This is a genomic window from Candidatus Nebulibacter yamunensis (assembly GCF_024208055.1).
GTDB classification, from domain to species: Bacteria; Pseudomonadota; Gammaproteobacteria; order Francisellales; family Francisellaceae; genus Caedibacter; species Caedibacter lacustris.
This window is the reverse complement of sequence record NZ_JAMBMW010000002.1, coordinates 1-12,902: the sequence shown is the minus strand read 5'-3', so window position 1 is coordinate 12,902 and position 12,902 is coordinate 1. Positions and strand designations below refer to the sequence as shown.

Genomic DNA, 12,902 nt, shown 5'->3' with positions numbered 1-12,902 from the left:
AATTTGAGATAATCAACTTCTCCACTAGATAATTATGTCACCTTGATTTCAAGATATATATGACAAAAACTGATCCATAGAGCAATATGTGTAACGCCAAATAATCAGCATGAATCTTTTTCATTTTAGCAATGACTCTGTTATAGTCTTTGCCGATACAGTTAAACAAATAAAATATGGAGTTTCATCAAAAATGAATATATCTAAAAAAATTTTAATTGGAGCTTTTGGCTCAGCCTTACTTGCAACTGCATTAGCTGGCTGTTCCAAATCAGAATCAAATGGTAACAACAAAGCTTCTAAAGAAGTGACTAAAAGTGTAGAAACACAAGTTGTAGCCGAACCTAAAGAAGCAATCGCTAAACCATCTATCAGCGCCAATAATGAGCAAGAACTTCTCCAAAACGTAAGCTATACACTTGGCTATAGCGTTGCTGGAAATGTCACAGCTCAATTAAAAGCGCAAGGCGCAAGCCTTGACAATACTGCAATATTAACAGGATTCAAAGCAGGTATATCAGGTCAAGCTGGTAAATTTAACCCAGAGCAAATGCAAGACATTATGCAGACTTTCCAAAAAAGTTTAATGCTAACACAAGAAGCAAAACAAGTTAAATCTGTCATTGAAAACGCCAAAGCCCTCCTCTCTAATGAACAAACACCAACAGTTGGTCCCAAAGATGCCAAAGTGGCAGTCATTCAATTCTTTGACTATCAATGTGTATATTGTCACAAAATAGCGCCAATAATGGAAAAAGTCATGGATGCCAATCCAAATGTGAAATACATTTTCAAAGAATTCCCAATTTTCGGTCAGCGTTGGGAAGCTTCTCAATATGCAGCTGAAATGGGTATTGCTGCCTATATCTTAAATGGCTCTGAAGGGTACCTAAAATATCACAATGCTGTATTTGCAAAAGGGATTGATGAAGGCAAGCTAAGCATTAAAGATATTAATGATGTTGCCAAAAAATTAGGCATTGATGTCGCCAAAGCCGAAAGTCTAATTAAAGAGAAAAAAGTTACCGATAACATCGCAGCAGACATGAAGCTTGGTTTTGATAAACTTGGCATTCAAGGCACACCTGCTATTATCGTGATCCCATTAATAGGAGCAACAACTAATAATACAACGGTTATTCCAGGCTTTGCACCTCAAGCAACCATCCAAGATGCAATCAACAAAGCACAAGGAAAATAAAAAGCTCGCAAGTTTAAATGAACTCATTAAGCACAGTTCTAAAATTAACCGTCCCCACAAAATCTTACTTACTGCTTGACCTATCAAGTGGAAAAATAGATCGTATTTTTTCTTATTTTCAGTTAAAATAATTCTCACTTATGCTAATTGGTTTGTGATGCTTTTGCATTTCAACTCAAGTAACAAAAAAATAAATTGCTCCTTTACTTCCCTTCACGCTCACTGAAAAACGGTGAGATCTTTACTACAAAAGAAGAGGCAAAGAGATTGAGTCAACTTATTTTTATATCGTTACCAAGAGGGAATCTGGTGAAAATCCAGAGCTGACCCGCAGCGGTAATTGGAAACGAAAAACACGTTTATTTAGATTTGCATAAATAAAAAAGCACTGGTGTAAACTGGGAAGCTGTGTTGAGTAGGTGTTGTCAATACAACAACGTGTCCATAAAGCCCGAATACCTGCCATTAGTTGATAGATACCCAATGTGATTTTCTTGTTACGGGTATCAATTGTGTAAAACAGCTTTCGTGGGATGAAGCAGACACAGAGGTTAATATTTATTTAGTTACAATGATTCAACTTCTAAAGTTGAGTCTGCGTTTTATATTCCTTCTATGTGGTCTTTTGTTTTTACCCAGATTGATAATTTGATGTTATGTATTACATTAAACACACTACCATGATAAGGAAACAAAGCAATGAACGTTAACGTTACTAAAAGAAATGGTAAACTTGAAGCGGTTGATCTAGATAAGATTCATCGTGTATTAACTTGGGCTGCCGAAGGCTTGGAAGATGTGTCGGTTTCTCAAGTTGAAATTAATTCCCATATTCAACTTTATGAAGGGATGAAAACATCGGATATTCAAGCAATCATTGTTAAAAGTGCTGCTGATTTAATTTCTGAAAATACTCCTGATTACCAATATATGGCAGCACGTCTTGCTATTTTTCATTTACGCAAACTTGCTTATGGCGAATTTGAGCCACCTCATATTTATGATCATGTTAAAAAATTAGTTAAGGCAAAAAAATATGATTCTCATTTGCTTGAGGATTATAGTAAAGCTGAATTTGATCAAATGAATAAGCATATTGACCACTGGCGTGATATGAATTTCACCTATGCTGCGGTGAATCAAATGCAAGGCAAATACTTGGTACAAAATCGAGTTAGTGGTGAAATCTACGAAACACCCCAAATGCTTTACATGCTCGTAAGTGCCTGTTTATTCTCAAAGCATGACAAAACCATTCGCATGCGTTACGTGCTTGATTTTTATGATGCAATTAGCCAATTTAAACTTTCACTACCAACACCAATCATGGCGGGCGTTAGGACACCAACTAGACAATTTAGCTCATGTGTATTAATTGACACGGATGACAGTCTAGATTCGATCAATGCTTCTGCTTCGGCGACTGTAAAATACGTTTCTCAACGTGCGGGTATTGGTATTAATGCTGGAAAGATTCGAGCCTTGGGAAGTGAAATCCGAAAAGGGGAAGCCCTCCACACGGGTTGTATTCCTTTTTATAAATATTTTCAAACAGCCGTTAAATCTTGTTCGCAAGGTGGTGTAAGGGGAGGTGCTGCAACGCTTTTTTATCCTATTTGGCACTTAGAAGCAGAATCTTTACTTGTGCTTAAAAATAATCGTGGTGTTGAAGATAATCGTATTCGCCATCTAGATTATGGTGTACAGATCAATAGACTGATGTATCAACGCTTAATCAATCAGCAAAATATCACGCTGTTTAGTCCCGCAGATGTGCCTGGCTTATACGAAGCTTTTTTTGCTGATCAAGATGAGTTTGAAAGATTATATGGCGCTTATGAAGATGATCCAAGCATTCGCAAAAAGACAATTAAAGCTACTGAGCTTTTTTCCATCTTAATGCAAGAACGTGCGCAAACTGGTCGCATTTATATTCAGAATGTTGACCATAGCAATACACATTCCGCATTTAATAGTAAACTTGCACCTATTAAGCAATCTAATTTGTGTATGGAAATCACACTGCCTACTAAACCCTTGGTCAATATTTCTGATGATAAGGGTGAAATTGCCCTTTGTACACTTTCTGCCTTTAACCTTGGGGCTTTAACATCTTTAGATGAGCTTGAGTATTTAGCGGAGCTTATTGTAAAAGCACTTGATAATTTGTTGGATTACCAAAACTATCCTCTGACTAGTGCTGAAATTCCCGCCAAGGCTAGACGTAGTTTAGGCGTGGGGGTCATTAACTTTGCTTATTTCTTAGCAAAAAATAACGTGCGTTATAGTGATGGCAGCGCTAATGAGATTGCACATAAGGCTTTTGAAGCGATTCAGTATTACTTACTTAAAGCATCGAATAACCTCGCTAAAGAAAAATCACCTTGCGAATGGTTCCATGAGACAACTTATGCTCAAGGACTCTTACCTATTGATCATTACAAAAAAACCATTGACCAGTTTTCTTCTTATCCTTTACAACTAGACTGGGAAACATTGAGAAAGAATATTAAAAAATACGGTCTTCGCAACTCAACTTTAAGTGCTATCATGCCATCTGAAACTTCTTCTCAAATTTCAAACGCTACCAATGGTATTGAGCCACCGCGCGGACTAGTTTCAATTAAACAAAGTAAAGATGGTGTATTGAAACAAGTCGTTCCTGACATTAAGCGATATAGATACAATTATGAACTTTTATGGCAAATTCCAAACAATTCAGGCTATTTAAAAATTTGCGCTATTATTCAGAAATTTATTGATCAATCAATTTCTGCAAACACCAACTATGACCCTATGCACTACCCTGATCAAAAGGTCCCCATGCAAACTTTACTTGGCGACCTTTTAACAGCCTATAGATATGGCTTGAAAACACTTTATTATCATAACACTCGTGATCATGCTGAACAAAAAACAGTACAGACAATTGATGAATGTGAATCCGGGGCATGTAAAATTTAAGGTAATTGACAATGATTAATCCATATATATACTCTACATTTCAAACACAATCTAATAACCCATTAAATGAACCGATCTTTTTCGGCAAAGCGGTCAATGTATCTCGTTTTGATCAACAGAAACACCCTATTTTTGAACGCCTCATCGAAAAGCAGTTGTCTTTCTTTTGGCGTCCAGAAGAAATTGATTTAAGCCGTGATCGAATCGATTTTCAAAAATTCAATGACAATGAATGTCATATTTTTCTATCTAATTTACAGTATCAAACTCTATTGGATTCCGTACAAGGCAGAAGTCCAAACCTTGCCTTTTTACCGTTAGTATCCTTACCTGAACTTGAAACCTGGGTTGAAACATGGAGTTTTTCGGAAACTATACATAGCCGATCCTATACTCATATAGTACGTTCACTTTTAGATAATCCAAGTCCAATATTTAATGAAATTATTGGAACTAAGGAAATCAGAGAACGTGCAGGAGACATTACTTGTTATTATGATGATCTAATCCTTAAAACACAATTATTGCAATCTAGAGGGGAAGGTACTTATGAAGTAGAAGGAAATATCATAGAGGTTACTTCCCGCTCAGTCAAAAAGGCACTGTATTTAGCCCTCCATGCAGTTAATGCCCTTGAGGCTATTCGCTTTTATGTTAGTTTTGCTTGTACCTTTGCATTTTCAGAACAAAAGAAATTAGAAGGCTGCGGTAAGATTATGAAGCTTATTGCACGCGATGAAGCACTTCATTTAACAAGCACTCAGCATATGATTAATATTATTCTAGAAGGCAAAGACGGTGATCCTGAGTTCACTCAAATTGCCCATAATTCACAACTAGAAGCACAAAACATTTTTAAAAAAGCTGTCGAACAAGAAAAAGCATGGGCAAAATACCTATTCTCTAAAGGCTCAATTTTAGGTTTAAATGAACAAATTCTTTGCCAGTATATAGACTATTTAGCTAAAGAGCGTATGCAAGCCGTAGGCTTAAACACAAGTGACATCCAAACACCCAAAAGCAACCCTATTCCTTGGATTAATACCTATCTTAACTCTGATAATGTCCAAGTAGCACCTCAAGAAACTGAAATTAGTTCATATCTAGTTGGTCAAATCGACAGCAATGTCGCTGAAAATGCTTTTAGTGATTTTGAGTTATAAACGATGACTGTGATTAAATATAATAAGCATGTCATTGAAACAACAAGCAAGGATAAAAGCATTTTAGAAATACTTGAACAAAATCAAATTTCACCCAACTTTCAATGTCGCAATGGCATCTGTGGGACATGTCGCTGCAAATTAATAAAAGGTCATATTCACTATCTAAAAATGCCTTTGGCCTTTACTAAAGAAAATGAAATATTAATTTGCATTGCAAATGCTAATCATTTTATAGAGTTAGAGACATAAGAATTTATAGAAATCAGACAGTCAAACAACGTTTAACTAAATAAAAACCAACAGTAACCGCAAGCATTGAGATAATAACGCTCAATACAATATAAGTCATCGCCTTTGTCCATTCACCTTTTTGAAACAACATCAGTGCATCTAAACTAAAACTAGAAAAAGTGGTAAACCCGCCTATAAATCCGGTAATAAGAAGTGCACGCGCATGATGTGTTGAAACGTTTACCCAAAAGCGCTCTTCTAATAAAAATGCAGCAACTATTCCAATAGCAAAACAACCAACCACATTAACGATAAAAATGCCAAAAGGAAAAGACTTTCCCAAAAGCTTAGCCCCTAGTTCTGATACACCAAAACGACATACTGAGCCTACGCCACCACCGATACCAACAAATAATAAAGTTAACATATTTTCTCCTTTTAAGTTTAATTCTTACCTAATAAATTAGGCGTCATCAATCTTAAAGGATAGTTTAAGCTTTTTTCTCAAAATAGCTTAGGAAGTACGCCATTTCCTGCGTAAAATTGTACCATAAATTATAGATATTTTACATTGACCAAATGATAAACTTTTACTTTTTTTATGATATGCAGCAAATTTATTAGTTAATAGCTTTCTTTTATGATATAAAAACGCCCTAACAAAATAATTAACTCGTTAATGGAGGCTAACGATGATGACAGAAAAAGAACTACTAAACATGCCTGAAGATGCGTATATGAACGAAGAGCAGCTAGCTTTTTTTAAGGAATTATTACTTCAGCAAAAACAAGAGTTAACTGCAGCAATAGACGATGCTAAAAAAAGCCTGGCGGAGTCTGAACGCAATACCGATTTAAATGACGTTGCAACGTCTCAAGAAATACAGCAGCTTTACTTACGCACAGTAGACCGCCAAAGTAAACTCCTACGTAAAGTTAATGAATCACTTCGTCACATAGAAAACGGTGATTATGGCTATTGTGAGCTAACAGGTGAACCCATAGGTTTACAGAGATTATTAGCAAGACCCACTGCTACTTTGTCAGTACAAGCAAAAGAAATTCAAGAACACCAAGAAAAAACTCAAGGGATTATCAAAGCATAATCTATTCTAAAAATCAGGTGTTCATCGACCTTCTTTGTTATGCTTTTCATCAAACAAGCGATCGCCTGCATTAGCGGGGTGATCGGGATCGTCACTGATTTCTAAATATTTATTACGAATTATCTTTTCATCTACATATAAAGTAAAACGATAACCAACATACATAGAAATTGCCAGCATAATAATAATTATGATATACCACATTTTATTTTCCTCTAAATTAATTAATAGAATGTATGCTCATTATTCTTAAGAGTATCTTTATCTAACTTAGCTTTATTACGCCATGCCACACGAAAGCCCCAAAATTTATAGCTAATGATCAAAATCATACTTAACACAGTAATATAGAACATACCCATCAAACTATATGGTGATGATGAAACATTCCAAATCGTTAGGCTTTGACTACCCAATCCAGCATTTCCAACCCAACTAGAAGGCACAACAAAAGGGAAAAGTGCAAATGCACCTGCATACATCACCGCAGCAATAGACAATGCTGAACACCAATACGCCAATGCAGCATTTTTACCTTTCAATAACCATGCCAGTATCAACATCACATAACAAATAACAGGAACAAGCCACATCCATGTGTGTAATGTGTAATTATTCATCCAACCACCTGTTATAAGACTGACTTGGGTATTATAGGTAAGTGTTTGTGGCATCTGAATAACAATCATGCCAGGTAGCACCCATAGCAACATGAAAAACCCAAGTGTCATCAATATCAAACTAGATAAGATAAAGATATTTGCAAGTCGACGAAAATAACACCCCAACTCACCATCCAGACGGCGATTCAGATGCAAACAACCATGTGTCAGCGACATGCTTAGGACTAACAATGCAACTAATACAGCAAAGGGCGACAATACACTAGCAAAGGCGTTGCCGATATAGACTGAACGCATCATAAAATCATCATGATAAAACGGCAAGCCATAAAAAAGCGAACCCAACACCAATCCAAAAATAATCAAAGGAATGAAACTACTAATGAACAATCCCCAATCCCAAAATTTACGCCAACCATCACCCTCTAATTTACTACGGTAATCAAATCCTGGCGGGCGCAAAAATAAAGTAAATAGCGCAAGCAGTAAAGCTGGGTATAGCCCTGAAAAAACCGTACCATAAACAGCAGGCCAAATTCCAAAAAGCGCTCCTCCTGCAATAATAATCCACGTTTGATTACCATCCCATGTAGGAGCAATCGTGTTAAGTGCCAATCTACGCTCAATATCATTATCTTTAAAATTTTTATGCCTAGTCATAAAAGGCATCATAATGGTGACACCAAAATCACAACCCGCTGTCGTTGCATATAAAATCAAAATAAAGACGATAATCGCCCACCAAATCAGTTGCAAAGTAGTATAATCAAACAACATCAGACACCCCCTTTGTACTATCATAGCGACCGTTTCCCAAAGATTTAGGTCCTTTTCTTGCAACCTTAAACATAATAATTAACTCAATGATAAATAACCCAAAGTATAGCAAGGCAAAAAAAGCAAGACTCACGACAATGTTCCACGACACTAACGTAGAAACACCCAAACTCGTTGGTAATATACCATTTATTACCCAGGGTTGACGCCCCATTTCCGCGACAATCCAACCAGCTTCTGAAGCAATATAAGGCAATGGAATAGAGAATAATGATAGCCACAAAAACCATCGGTAACGCAACAAAGAGCGCCTTAGTACGTGTACTGCTCCAAAAGTCATCACAAAGAAGACCACACACCAGCAAGCAAGCATAATCCGGAAAGCATAAAAAACAGGCCACACTTGAGGAATAGTGTCTTTTACTGCTTTATTTAATTCTGCTGAGCTTGAATTGTATGGATCTTTTGCATGTGCTTGCAAAATAAAGGCGTAGCCAATATTATCACGATATTTTTTGGTTACCTCGTTTTTAGGATCAAATACTTCAAAATCTTTCGCAGTTGCATTACCATTTCTAACCCTCTCTAATGCTTTCAATGCCACTAAACCATCATAAATACGTTTTTCATTTTGCTGCATAATAGGTTTTAAACCATCCACTGTGGCTTTTAAATTATGGCCTGTAATCAGACTCAGCATCCACGGTATTTTGATATCAAAATAATTAATCTCATTCTCTTGTGAAGGAAAGGCAATCACTGACCACGCGGCAGGCGCTTTTTGAGTTTCCCATTGCCCCTCAATCGCTGCCATTTTAGCTGGCTCATACTTATCCACAGCTAAACCATTAGCATCACCCAAAAAGAAAATAAAAACAGATGAACATAAGCCAAAGCCCAATCCAACTGCAAGTGAGCGCATTGCAAAACCAGTGTTTCTTTTACGCAATAAATACCACGCACTGATACCCACAACAAAGGCAGCTGAAATCAAATATCCTGCAAAGGCAACATGTCCAATTCGAATTTGTGCCAACTCTTGCATATATAACTCACCAAAGCTTGTTAGTTGCATTTGCATGGTTGTTGGATTTAAAAAAGTTGCCCCTGGGTGTTGCATCCAGCTATTTGCAACCAAAATATTGACAATAGATAAGTTGGTTCCCAAAGCTAAGAAAAAGGTAATAAGCAAATGTGTCTTATTACTCACTTTATCCCAAGTAAAAAAGAATAAGCCAAATAAGGTTGCTTCAGTCATAAAGGCCGTTAAACCTTCAATTGCTAAAACCGTACCAAAGCTCTCACCGATAAAGCGCGAAAAATATGCCCAGTTTAAACCAAACTCAAACTCCATGGTGATGCCTGTCACCACACCCATCGCAAAATTGATGGCAAAAAGCTTACCCCAAAACTTAACCATATCACGATAGACAGGTCTTCCAGTTTTGACATAAGCAGCTTCCATAATAAACAAAATCCATGATAAACCTAACGTCAATGGTACAAATACAAAGTGAAAGATTGCTGTAAAAGCAAATTGACTACGTGATAAGTCAACAAACATCTGTGAGATATCCATCAGCATGTTTACTCCAAATTCTTGCTTAAGCTTTACTGCTGGGATTCTAATTACTTATGACGGGATTGCAAGCTTAACAGCAACTTAATTCTTTATGCATTTTATAATTTTTAGTTACTTGACAGCCTCTTTCCTTAGCTTTCTGGCAAGTTTATCTAACAATCCATTGACAAAGCGATGTCCTTCTTCTGTTCCTAATTCTTTTGCTTGATCAACATATTCGTTTAATACCACTTGATATGGTACATCTAAGCAATCTAAAAGCTCATATACTCCCAAACGTAACACCGCTAAATCAATTGGGTTAATAGATGATAAATTGTTTACAGCATACTCATTGATCTTACTATCAATTACTTGTTTATTTTTATCCACGCCATCTAGCAAACGGTAGAAAAAATCCCACTCCACAGCATGACGATCAACATTGTCTGTATAAAACTGTAGCTTCAACTCGTTAATTAAAGTATCAGCAAGCGATTGTTGATAAAGAGCTTGAATAGCATGAAAACGCGCACGTCTGCGCTCTTTTATTTTTAAAGACATCGATAAAACCTTATAGTATGATGATTCGTTTAAAATACGACCGCAAATTATAACGGATTGCCCATTAATGTGATAGCCATAATTATTTTTTTCTCTATACACAATGTTTTTTACTACCTTTGCTTTATTGTACTTTTTTTGTGGACTATTATTTCCGGCAGCAACTCTTTATGCATCTGCTGCAATTGAAGATAAAGCCTCGGCATCTTCTATGATGAGTTTTATAAACATGGGCTCTGCTATGCTCTTTGTCATTCTAATGGGATATTTACCAGGCAATCCACTAGAACAGCTTATATTAACTATCACGTTATTTTTAACCATTTTGTTTGCCTCTGACATACACTATCTTTATAAAAAAAAAAAGAGGTAGTGTCTTACTTTAGAACATTTTAGATATTTCTTCCGCTAAAATGCGAGTTTCTGTAAGAATAATTGCTTCACTGTAATTAAGGAAATTGAATAATTTTTCTGTATTACTTTGATTGATTTCATCAGTATTTTTTATATAGGATAACATCACCAAAATCTGTCTTAGGTATTAGAACCAGCAATAAAATGACATATAAGCACCATAAAATAAGGCTTAACCACCTTGATTATATTTCGATCTTGCATTTATGTCACTTCTTCCACATAGCCCACATTAGTTATACTGTTAGTAACACTTATCTTATTGGGTCAAATTTCTATGGACTTAAGCACTAAACCGAAACGCCATCGTTATGCTGTCGAAATTATCAGCTTGGCAGTATGATCATATCATCGGTTCAATGATATCTATCACGAAGTTACAGAAAGGCTAGCATTTAGAGGAACTCAAGTTAGCCATGAAACGATTAGAAAGTGGTGCAATAAATTCTCAAGCACTTTTAGTGATGTTATTAAAAAGCAGCAACGTAAACCAACAGATAAATGGCATCTAGATGAGATGAACATTACAGTAAATGGTGAGTATTTTATTCTCTAGCATGCAGTTGATTCCGAAGGATTGGAGTTGGATATCTTTGTACAAAAGTATCGTAATAAGAAAGCCGCTATTCCTTTTTTTAAACCGCTTGCTTGGAAATTATCCTGCCCCGAGAGTTCTGATTTCAGATAAGCTAGCAAGTTATACTAGACCAGTTAAGAATATGATGGCAAATACTGAGCCTCTCTGGTAAAGTTTAAATCCCCCAGAGGTGTTCAGCAAACTGTTAATCTCACGGGCAAAGTGCGTAATATTTTTGCCATTCCAGTTGATAGATATAAGAATTCCGCTAAAGAGCAACGTTATCAATTTAAGTTGGCAAAAAAGACATGGGATCTAGCAGCACAAAATATTTGCGCCTAAAATTTGTAATCCTGATCATTTATACACCTTTCAAAACTTAAGTTGACGGGACCTATGACGGTGCCGATTTATGATTCCAGTCCATTACAATTACCTCTAATCTCTACCCATGTGTCCTGACAAAAAATGGAATTATTTTTTTCAGAAATAATCACAGATGGTGGCAATTGAAATTTTGAAGTAATCAAGTTAAAGTCTATTGGTTTTTTTAAATCACACTTCCAACCATCTTTGTCTATGTAAAATCCTTTTCCTTCCAATCTAAAGTTTGGAGGAGGATCTGATAACTTATTTCCTGCATCAAGCAATGCCTCAACAATAGGCTCAAGGTTACTGTATGGTTTTGAGTTAGGTTTTGGAGATGCTAGAATTATGATCTTCATATTATTTGCTGCCCTCTAACATACGATTACTTAATGGGTAGCTAACTACTGGTTTAGCTACATTTTCATACTTATCAATATACAACTGAGGTAACCCACCTTTGCCATATTGAGGATTTGCCCGACTAATTCCAAAAGCCGCTGGGGTATCCTTTACAATTTCAAAAGCAGTCACTCCAGGACGATACAGTCCATTTCTAGGTGAAACTTGCAATCCTTGAAATAATTCTATAGCATTCAATTCAGTTCTACGAATTGCGCTAGATGTTGTAAAAAAACCAGTTACTCCAGGCTCGCCAGCATAAACCACAGTGCCTTTCTTAAGAAGAATGTCTCTATATTTATCAACTCCTGGGTAATCCCTGCTTCCTTGAAAACTTTTTGCTAAATCAGATGGGAAAACTCTACTGACATTACCCGTAGTTTTCCCAGTTGCAACACTTGCCTTAACATTCTCCGCAATCACCTTGGGTGCAACAGCTTTAGCTAGTAGCATTCCGCCTTTTACATAGGTACCACCATATAACAATCCTAATCCTAAAGATGCCGCGGTGCCCGTATAGTAGGCAGCCGCATTTGTCAGTCCATTTTCATAACCAAACCCTGTTAAGCCAAATGTCGTATCATCCATAAAACCATTGGCAAAATGGGTGGCTAAACGTTTGATATAATCCGATAAATCCAGTCCTGTTTGTAGTTGAAGGCTATGTAACGGTCGACTATTATGAAACGCTTTGAAAACAAATGGTGTAAGATCCTTAGCGCATCCCCATATAGCGAATAGGCAGACATATGAGTAAAAACAATTAACCCATTTATCTAAGTTGGAATATTTAGCACATCCTTTAATCCCATCTGCTATTAAATCATACAGTCCAGTTGGATCAATCACATTAACTGGGTTATTGCTCGCATAGGCATAAGGGTGTACATTTCCACCTGCTAAAATATCTAAAGCATCAGGCTGTAAATATCCACCAAGCTTAGGGTGAA

13 protein-coding genes and 1 riboswitch are annotated in these 12,902 nt (G+C 36.4%); of the genes, 5 read left to right on the top strand and 8 right to left on the bottom strand.

Translation table 11 applies throughout. The features are described 5' to 3' along the window. Positions 1–193 precede the first annotated feature (193 nt). The 4 genes from M1V25_RS01075 (at position 194) to yfaE (ending at position 5,580) form a co-directional block, all read left to right on the top strand. Complete coding sequence (locus M1V25_RS01075) at positions 194–1,201, top strand: thioredoxin domain-containing protein (RefSeq protein WP_498842186.1); 1,008 nt, start codon at positions 194–196, stop codon at positions 1,199–1,201. A 263-nt stretch (positions 1,202–1,464) separates the two neighbouring features. Then, positions 1,465–1,682: riboswitch (cobalamin riboswitch) on the top strand. A gap of 218 nt (positions 1,683–1,900) precedes the next feature. Further along, positions 1,901–4,165, top strand: coding sequence for a class 1a ribonucleoside-diphosphate reductase subunit alpha (gene nrdA / locus M1V25_RS01070; protein WP_498842185.1), 2,265 nt, complete (start codon positions 1,901–1,903; stop codon positions 4,163–4,165). 11 nt (positions 4,166–4,176) lie between these two features. After that, positions 4,177–5,328, top strand: a complete 1,152-nt coding sequence (nrdB, locus tag M1V25_RS01065) for a class Ia ribonucleoside-diphosphate reductase subunit beta (RefSeq protein ID WP_116963204.1) — start codon at positions 4,177–4,179, stop codon at positions 5,326–5,328. A gap of 3 nt (positions 5,329–5,331) precedes the next feature. Further along, the gene (gene yfaE, locus M1V25_RS01060) at positions 5,332–5,580 is read left to right on the top strand and encodes a class I ribonucleotide reductase maintenance protein YfaE (RefSeq protein ID WP_498842184.1); all 249 of its coding nucleotides are present in this window, start codon (positions 5,332–5,334) and stop codon (positions 5,578–5,580) included. Positions 5,581–5,593: 13 nt separating this feature from the next. On the opposite strand, the gene crcB is transcribed toward yfaE, so the two are convergent. After that, positions 5,594–5,989, bottom strand: a complete 396-nt coding sequence (gene crcB / locus M1V25_RS01055) for a fluoride efflux transporter CrcB (RefSeq protein WP_498842183.1) — start codon at positions 5,987–5,989, stop codon at positions 5,594–5,596. A gap of 265 nt (positions 5,990–6,254) precedes the next feature. Here crcB and dksA point away from each other — a divergent pair, with 265 nt between their 5' ends. Further along, positions 6,255–6,668, top strand: a complete 414-nt coding sequence (gene dksA / locus M1V25_RS01050; protein WP_204723352.1) for an RNA polymerase-binding protein DksA — start codon at positions 6,255–6,257, stop codon at positions 6,666–6,668. A 21-nt stretch (positions 6,669–6,689) separates the two neighbouring features. On the opposite strand, the gene M1V25_RS01045 is transcribed toward dksA, so the two are convergent. The 7 genes from M1V25_RS01045 to M1V25_RS01015 all read right to left on the bottom strand — a co-directional run. Continuing rightward, positions 6,690–6,872, bottom strand: a complete 183-nt coding sequence (locus M1V25_RS01045) for a hypothetical protein (RefSeq protein WP_116963201.1) — start codon at positions 6,870–6,872, stop codon at positions 6,690–6,692. Between the two features lie 20 nt (positions 6,873–6,892). Then, positions 6,893–8,068 carry a cytochrome d ubiquinol oxidase subunit II gene (gene cydB / locus M1V25_RS01040; RefSeq protein ID WP_498842182.1) on the bottom strand — a complete coding sequence of 392 codons (1,176 nt, stop codon included), beginning with the start codon at positions 8,066–8,068 and terminating at the stop codon, positions 6,893–6,895. Next, complete coding sequence (locus tag M1V25_RS01035; RefSeq protein WP_498842181.1) at positions 8,058–9,653, bottom strand: cytochrome ubiquinol oxidase subunit I; 1,596 nt, start codon at positions 9,651–9,653, stop codon at positions 8,058–8,060. Before M1V25_RS01035 ends, cydB begins: the two co-directional genes overlap by 11 nt. 108 nt (positions 9,654–9,761) lie before the next feature. Beyond that, entirely contained in the window at positions 9,762–10,193 is a 432-nt protein-coding gene (nusB, locus tag M1V25_RS01030; protein WP_157966536.1) for a transcription antitermination factor NusB, read from the bottom strand. Between the two features lie 168 nt (positions 10,194–10,361). Beyond that, a complete protein-coding gene (locus M1V25_RS01025) occupies positions 10,362–10,535 on the bottom strand; it encodes a hypothetical protein (protein ID WP_498842180.1) in 174 nt (57 codons plus the stop codon). Between the two features lie 1,059 nt (positions 10,536–11,594). After that, positions 11,595–11,909 carry a hypothetical protein gene (locus tag M1V25_RS01020; protein WP_498842179.1) on the bottom strand — a complete coding sequence of 105 codons (315 nt, stop codon included), beginning with the start codon at positions 11,907–11,909 and terminating at the stop codon, positions 11,595–11,597. A 1-nt stretch (position 11,910) separates the two neighbouring features. Further along, positions 11,911–12,902: RHS repeat-associated core domain-containing protein (locus tag M1V25_RS01015; protein ID WP_498842178.1), on the bottom strand; the 992-nt coding region annotated here is incomplete at its 5' end.

Bases quoted from the DNA above. Each gene is read 5' to 3' on its own strand.
- M1V25_RS01075 (WP_498842186.1), top strand. From the start codon at position 194: ATGAATATATCTAAAAAAATTTTAATTGGAGCTTTTGGCTCAGCCTTA.
- nrdA (WP_498842185.1), top strand. From the start codon at position 1,901: ATGAACGTTAACGTTACTAAAAGAAATGGTAAACTTGAAGCGGTTGAT.
- nrdB (WP_116963204.1), top strand. From the start codon at position 4,177: ATGATTAATCCATATATATACTCTACATTTCAAACACAATCTAATAAC.
- yfaE (WP_498842184.1), top strand. From the start codon at position 5,332: ATGACTGTGATTAAATATAATAAGCATGTCATTGAAACAACAAGCAAG.
- crcB (WP_498842183.1), bottom strand. From the start codon at position 5,989: ATGTTAACTTTATTATTTGTTGGTATCGGTGGTGGCGTAGGCTCAGTA.
- dksA (WP_204723352.1), top strand. From the start codon at position 6,255: ATGATGACAGAAAAAGAACTACTAAACATGCCTGAAGATGCGTATATG.
- M1V25_RS01045 (WP_116963201.1), bottom strand. From the start codon at position 6,872: ATGTGGTATATCATAATTATTATTATGCTGGCAATTTCTATGTATGTT.
- cydB (WP_498842182.1), bottom strand. From the start codon at position 8,068: ATGTTGTTTGATTATACTACTTTGCAACTGATTTGGTGGGCGATTATC.
- M1V25_RS01035 (WP_498842181.1), bottom strand. From the start codon at position 9,653: ATGCTGATGGATATCTCACAGATGTTTGTTGACTTATCACGTAGTCAA.
- nusB (WP_157966536.1), bottom strand. From the start codon at position 10,193: ATGTCTTTAAAAATAAAAGAGCGCAGACGTGCGCGTTTTCATGCTATT.
- M1V25_RS01025 (WP_498842180.1), bottom strand. From the start codon at position 10,535: ATGTCAGAGGCAAACAAAATGGTTAAAAATAACGTGATAGTTAATATA.
- M1V25_RS01020 (WP_498842179.1), bottom strand. From the start codon at position 11,909: ATGAAGATCATAATTCTAGCATCTCCAAAACCTAACTCAAAACCATAC.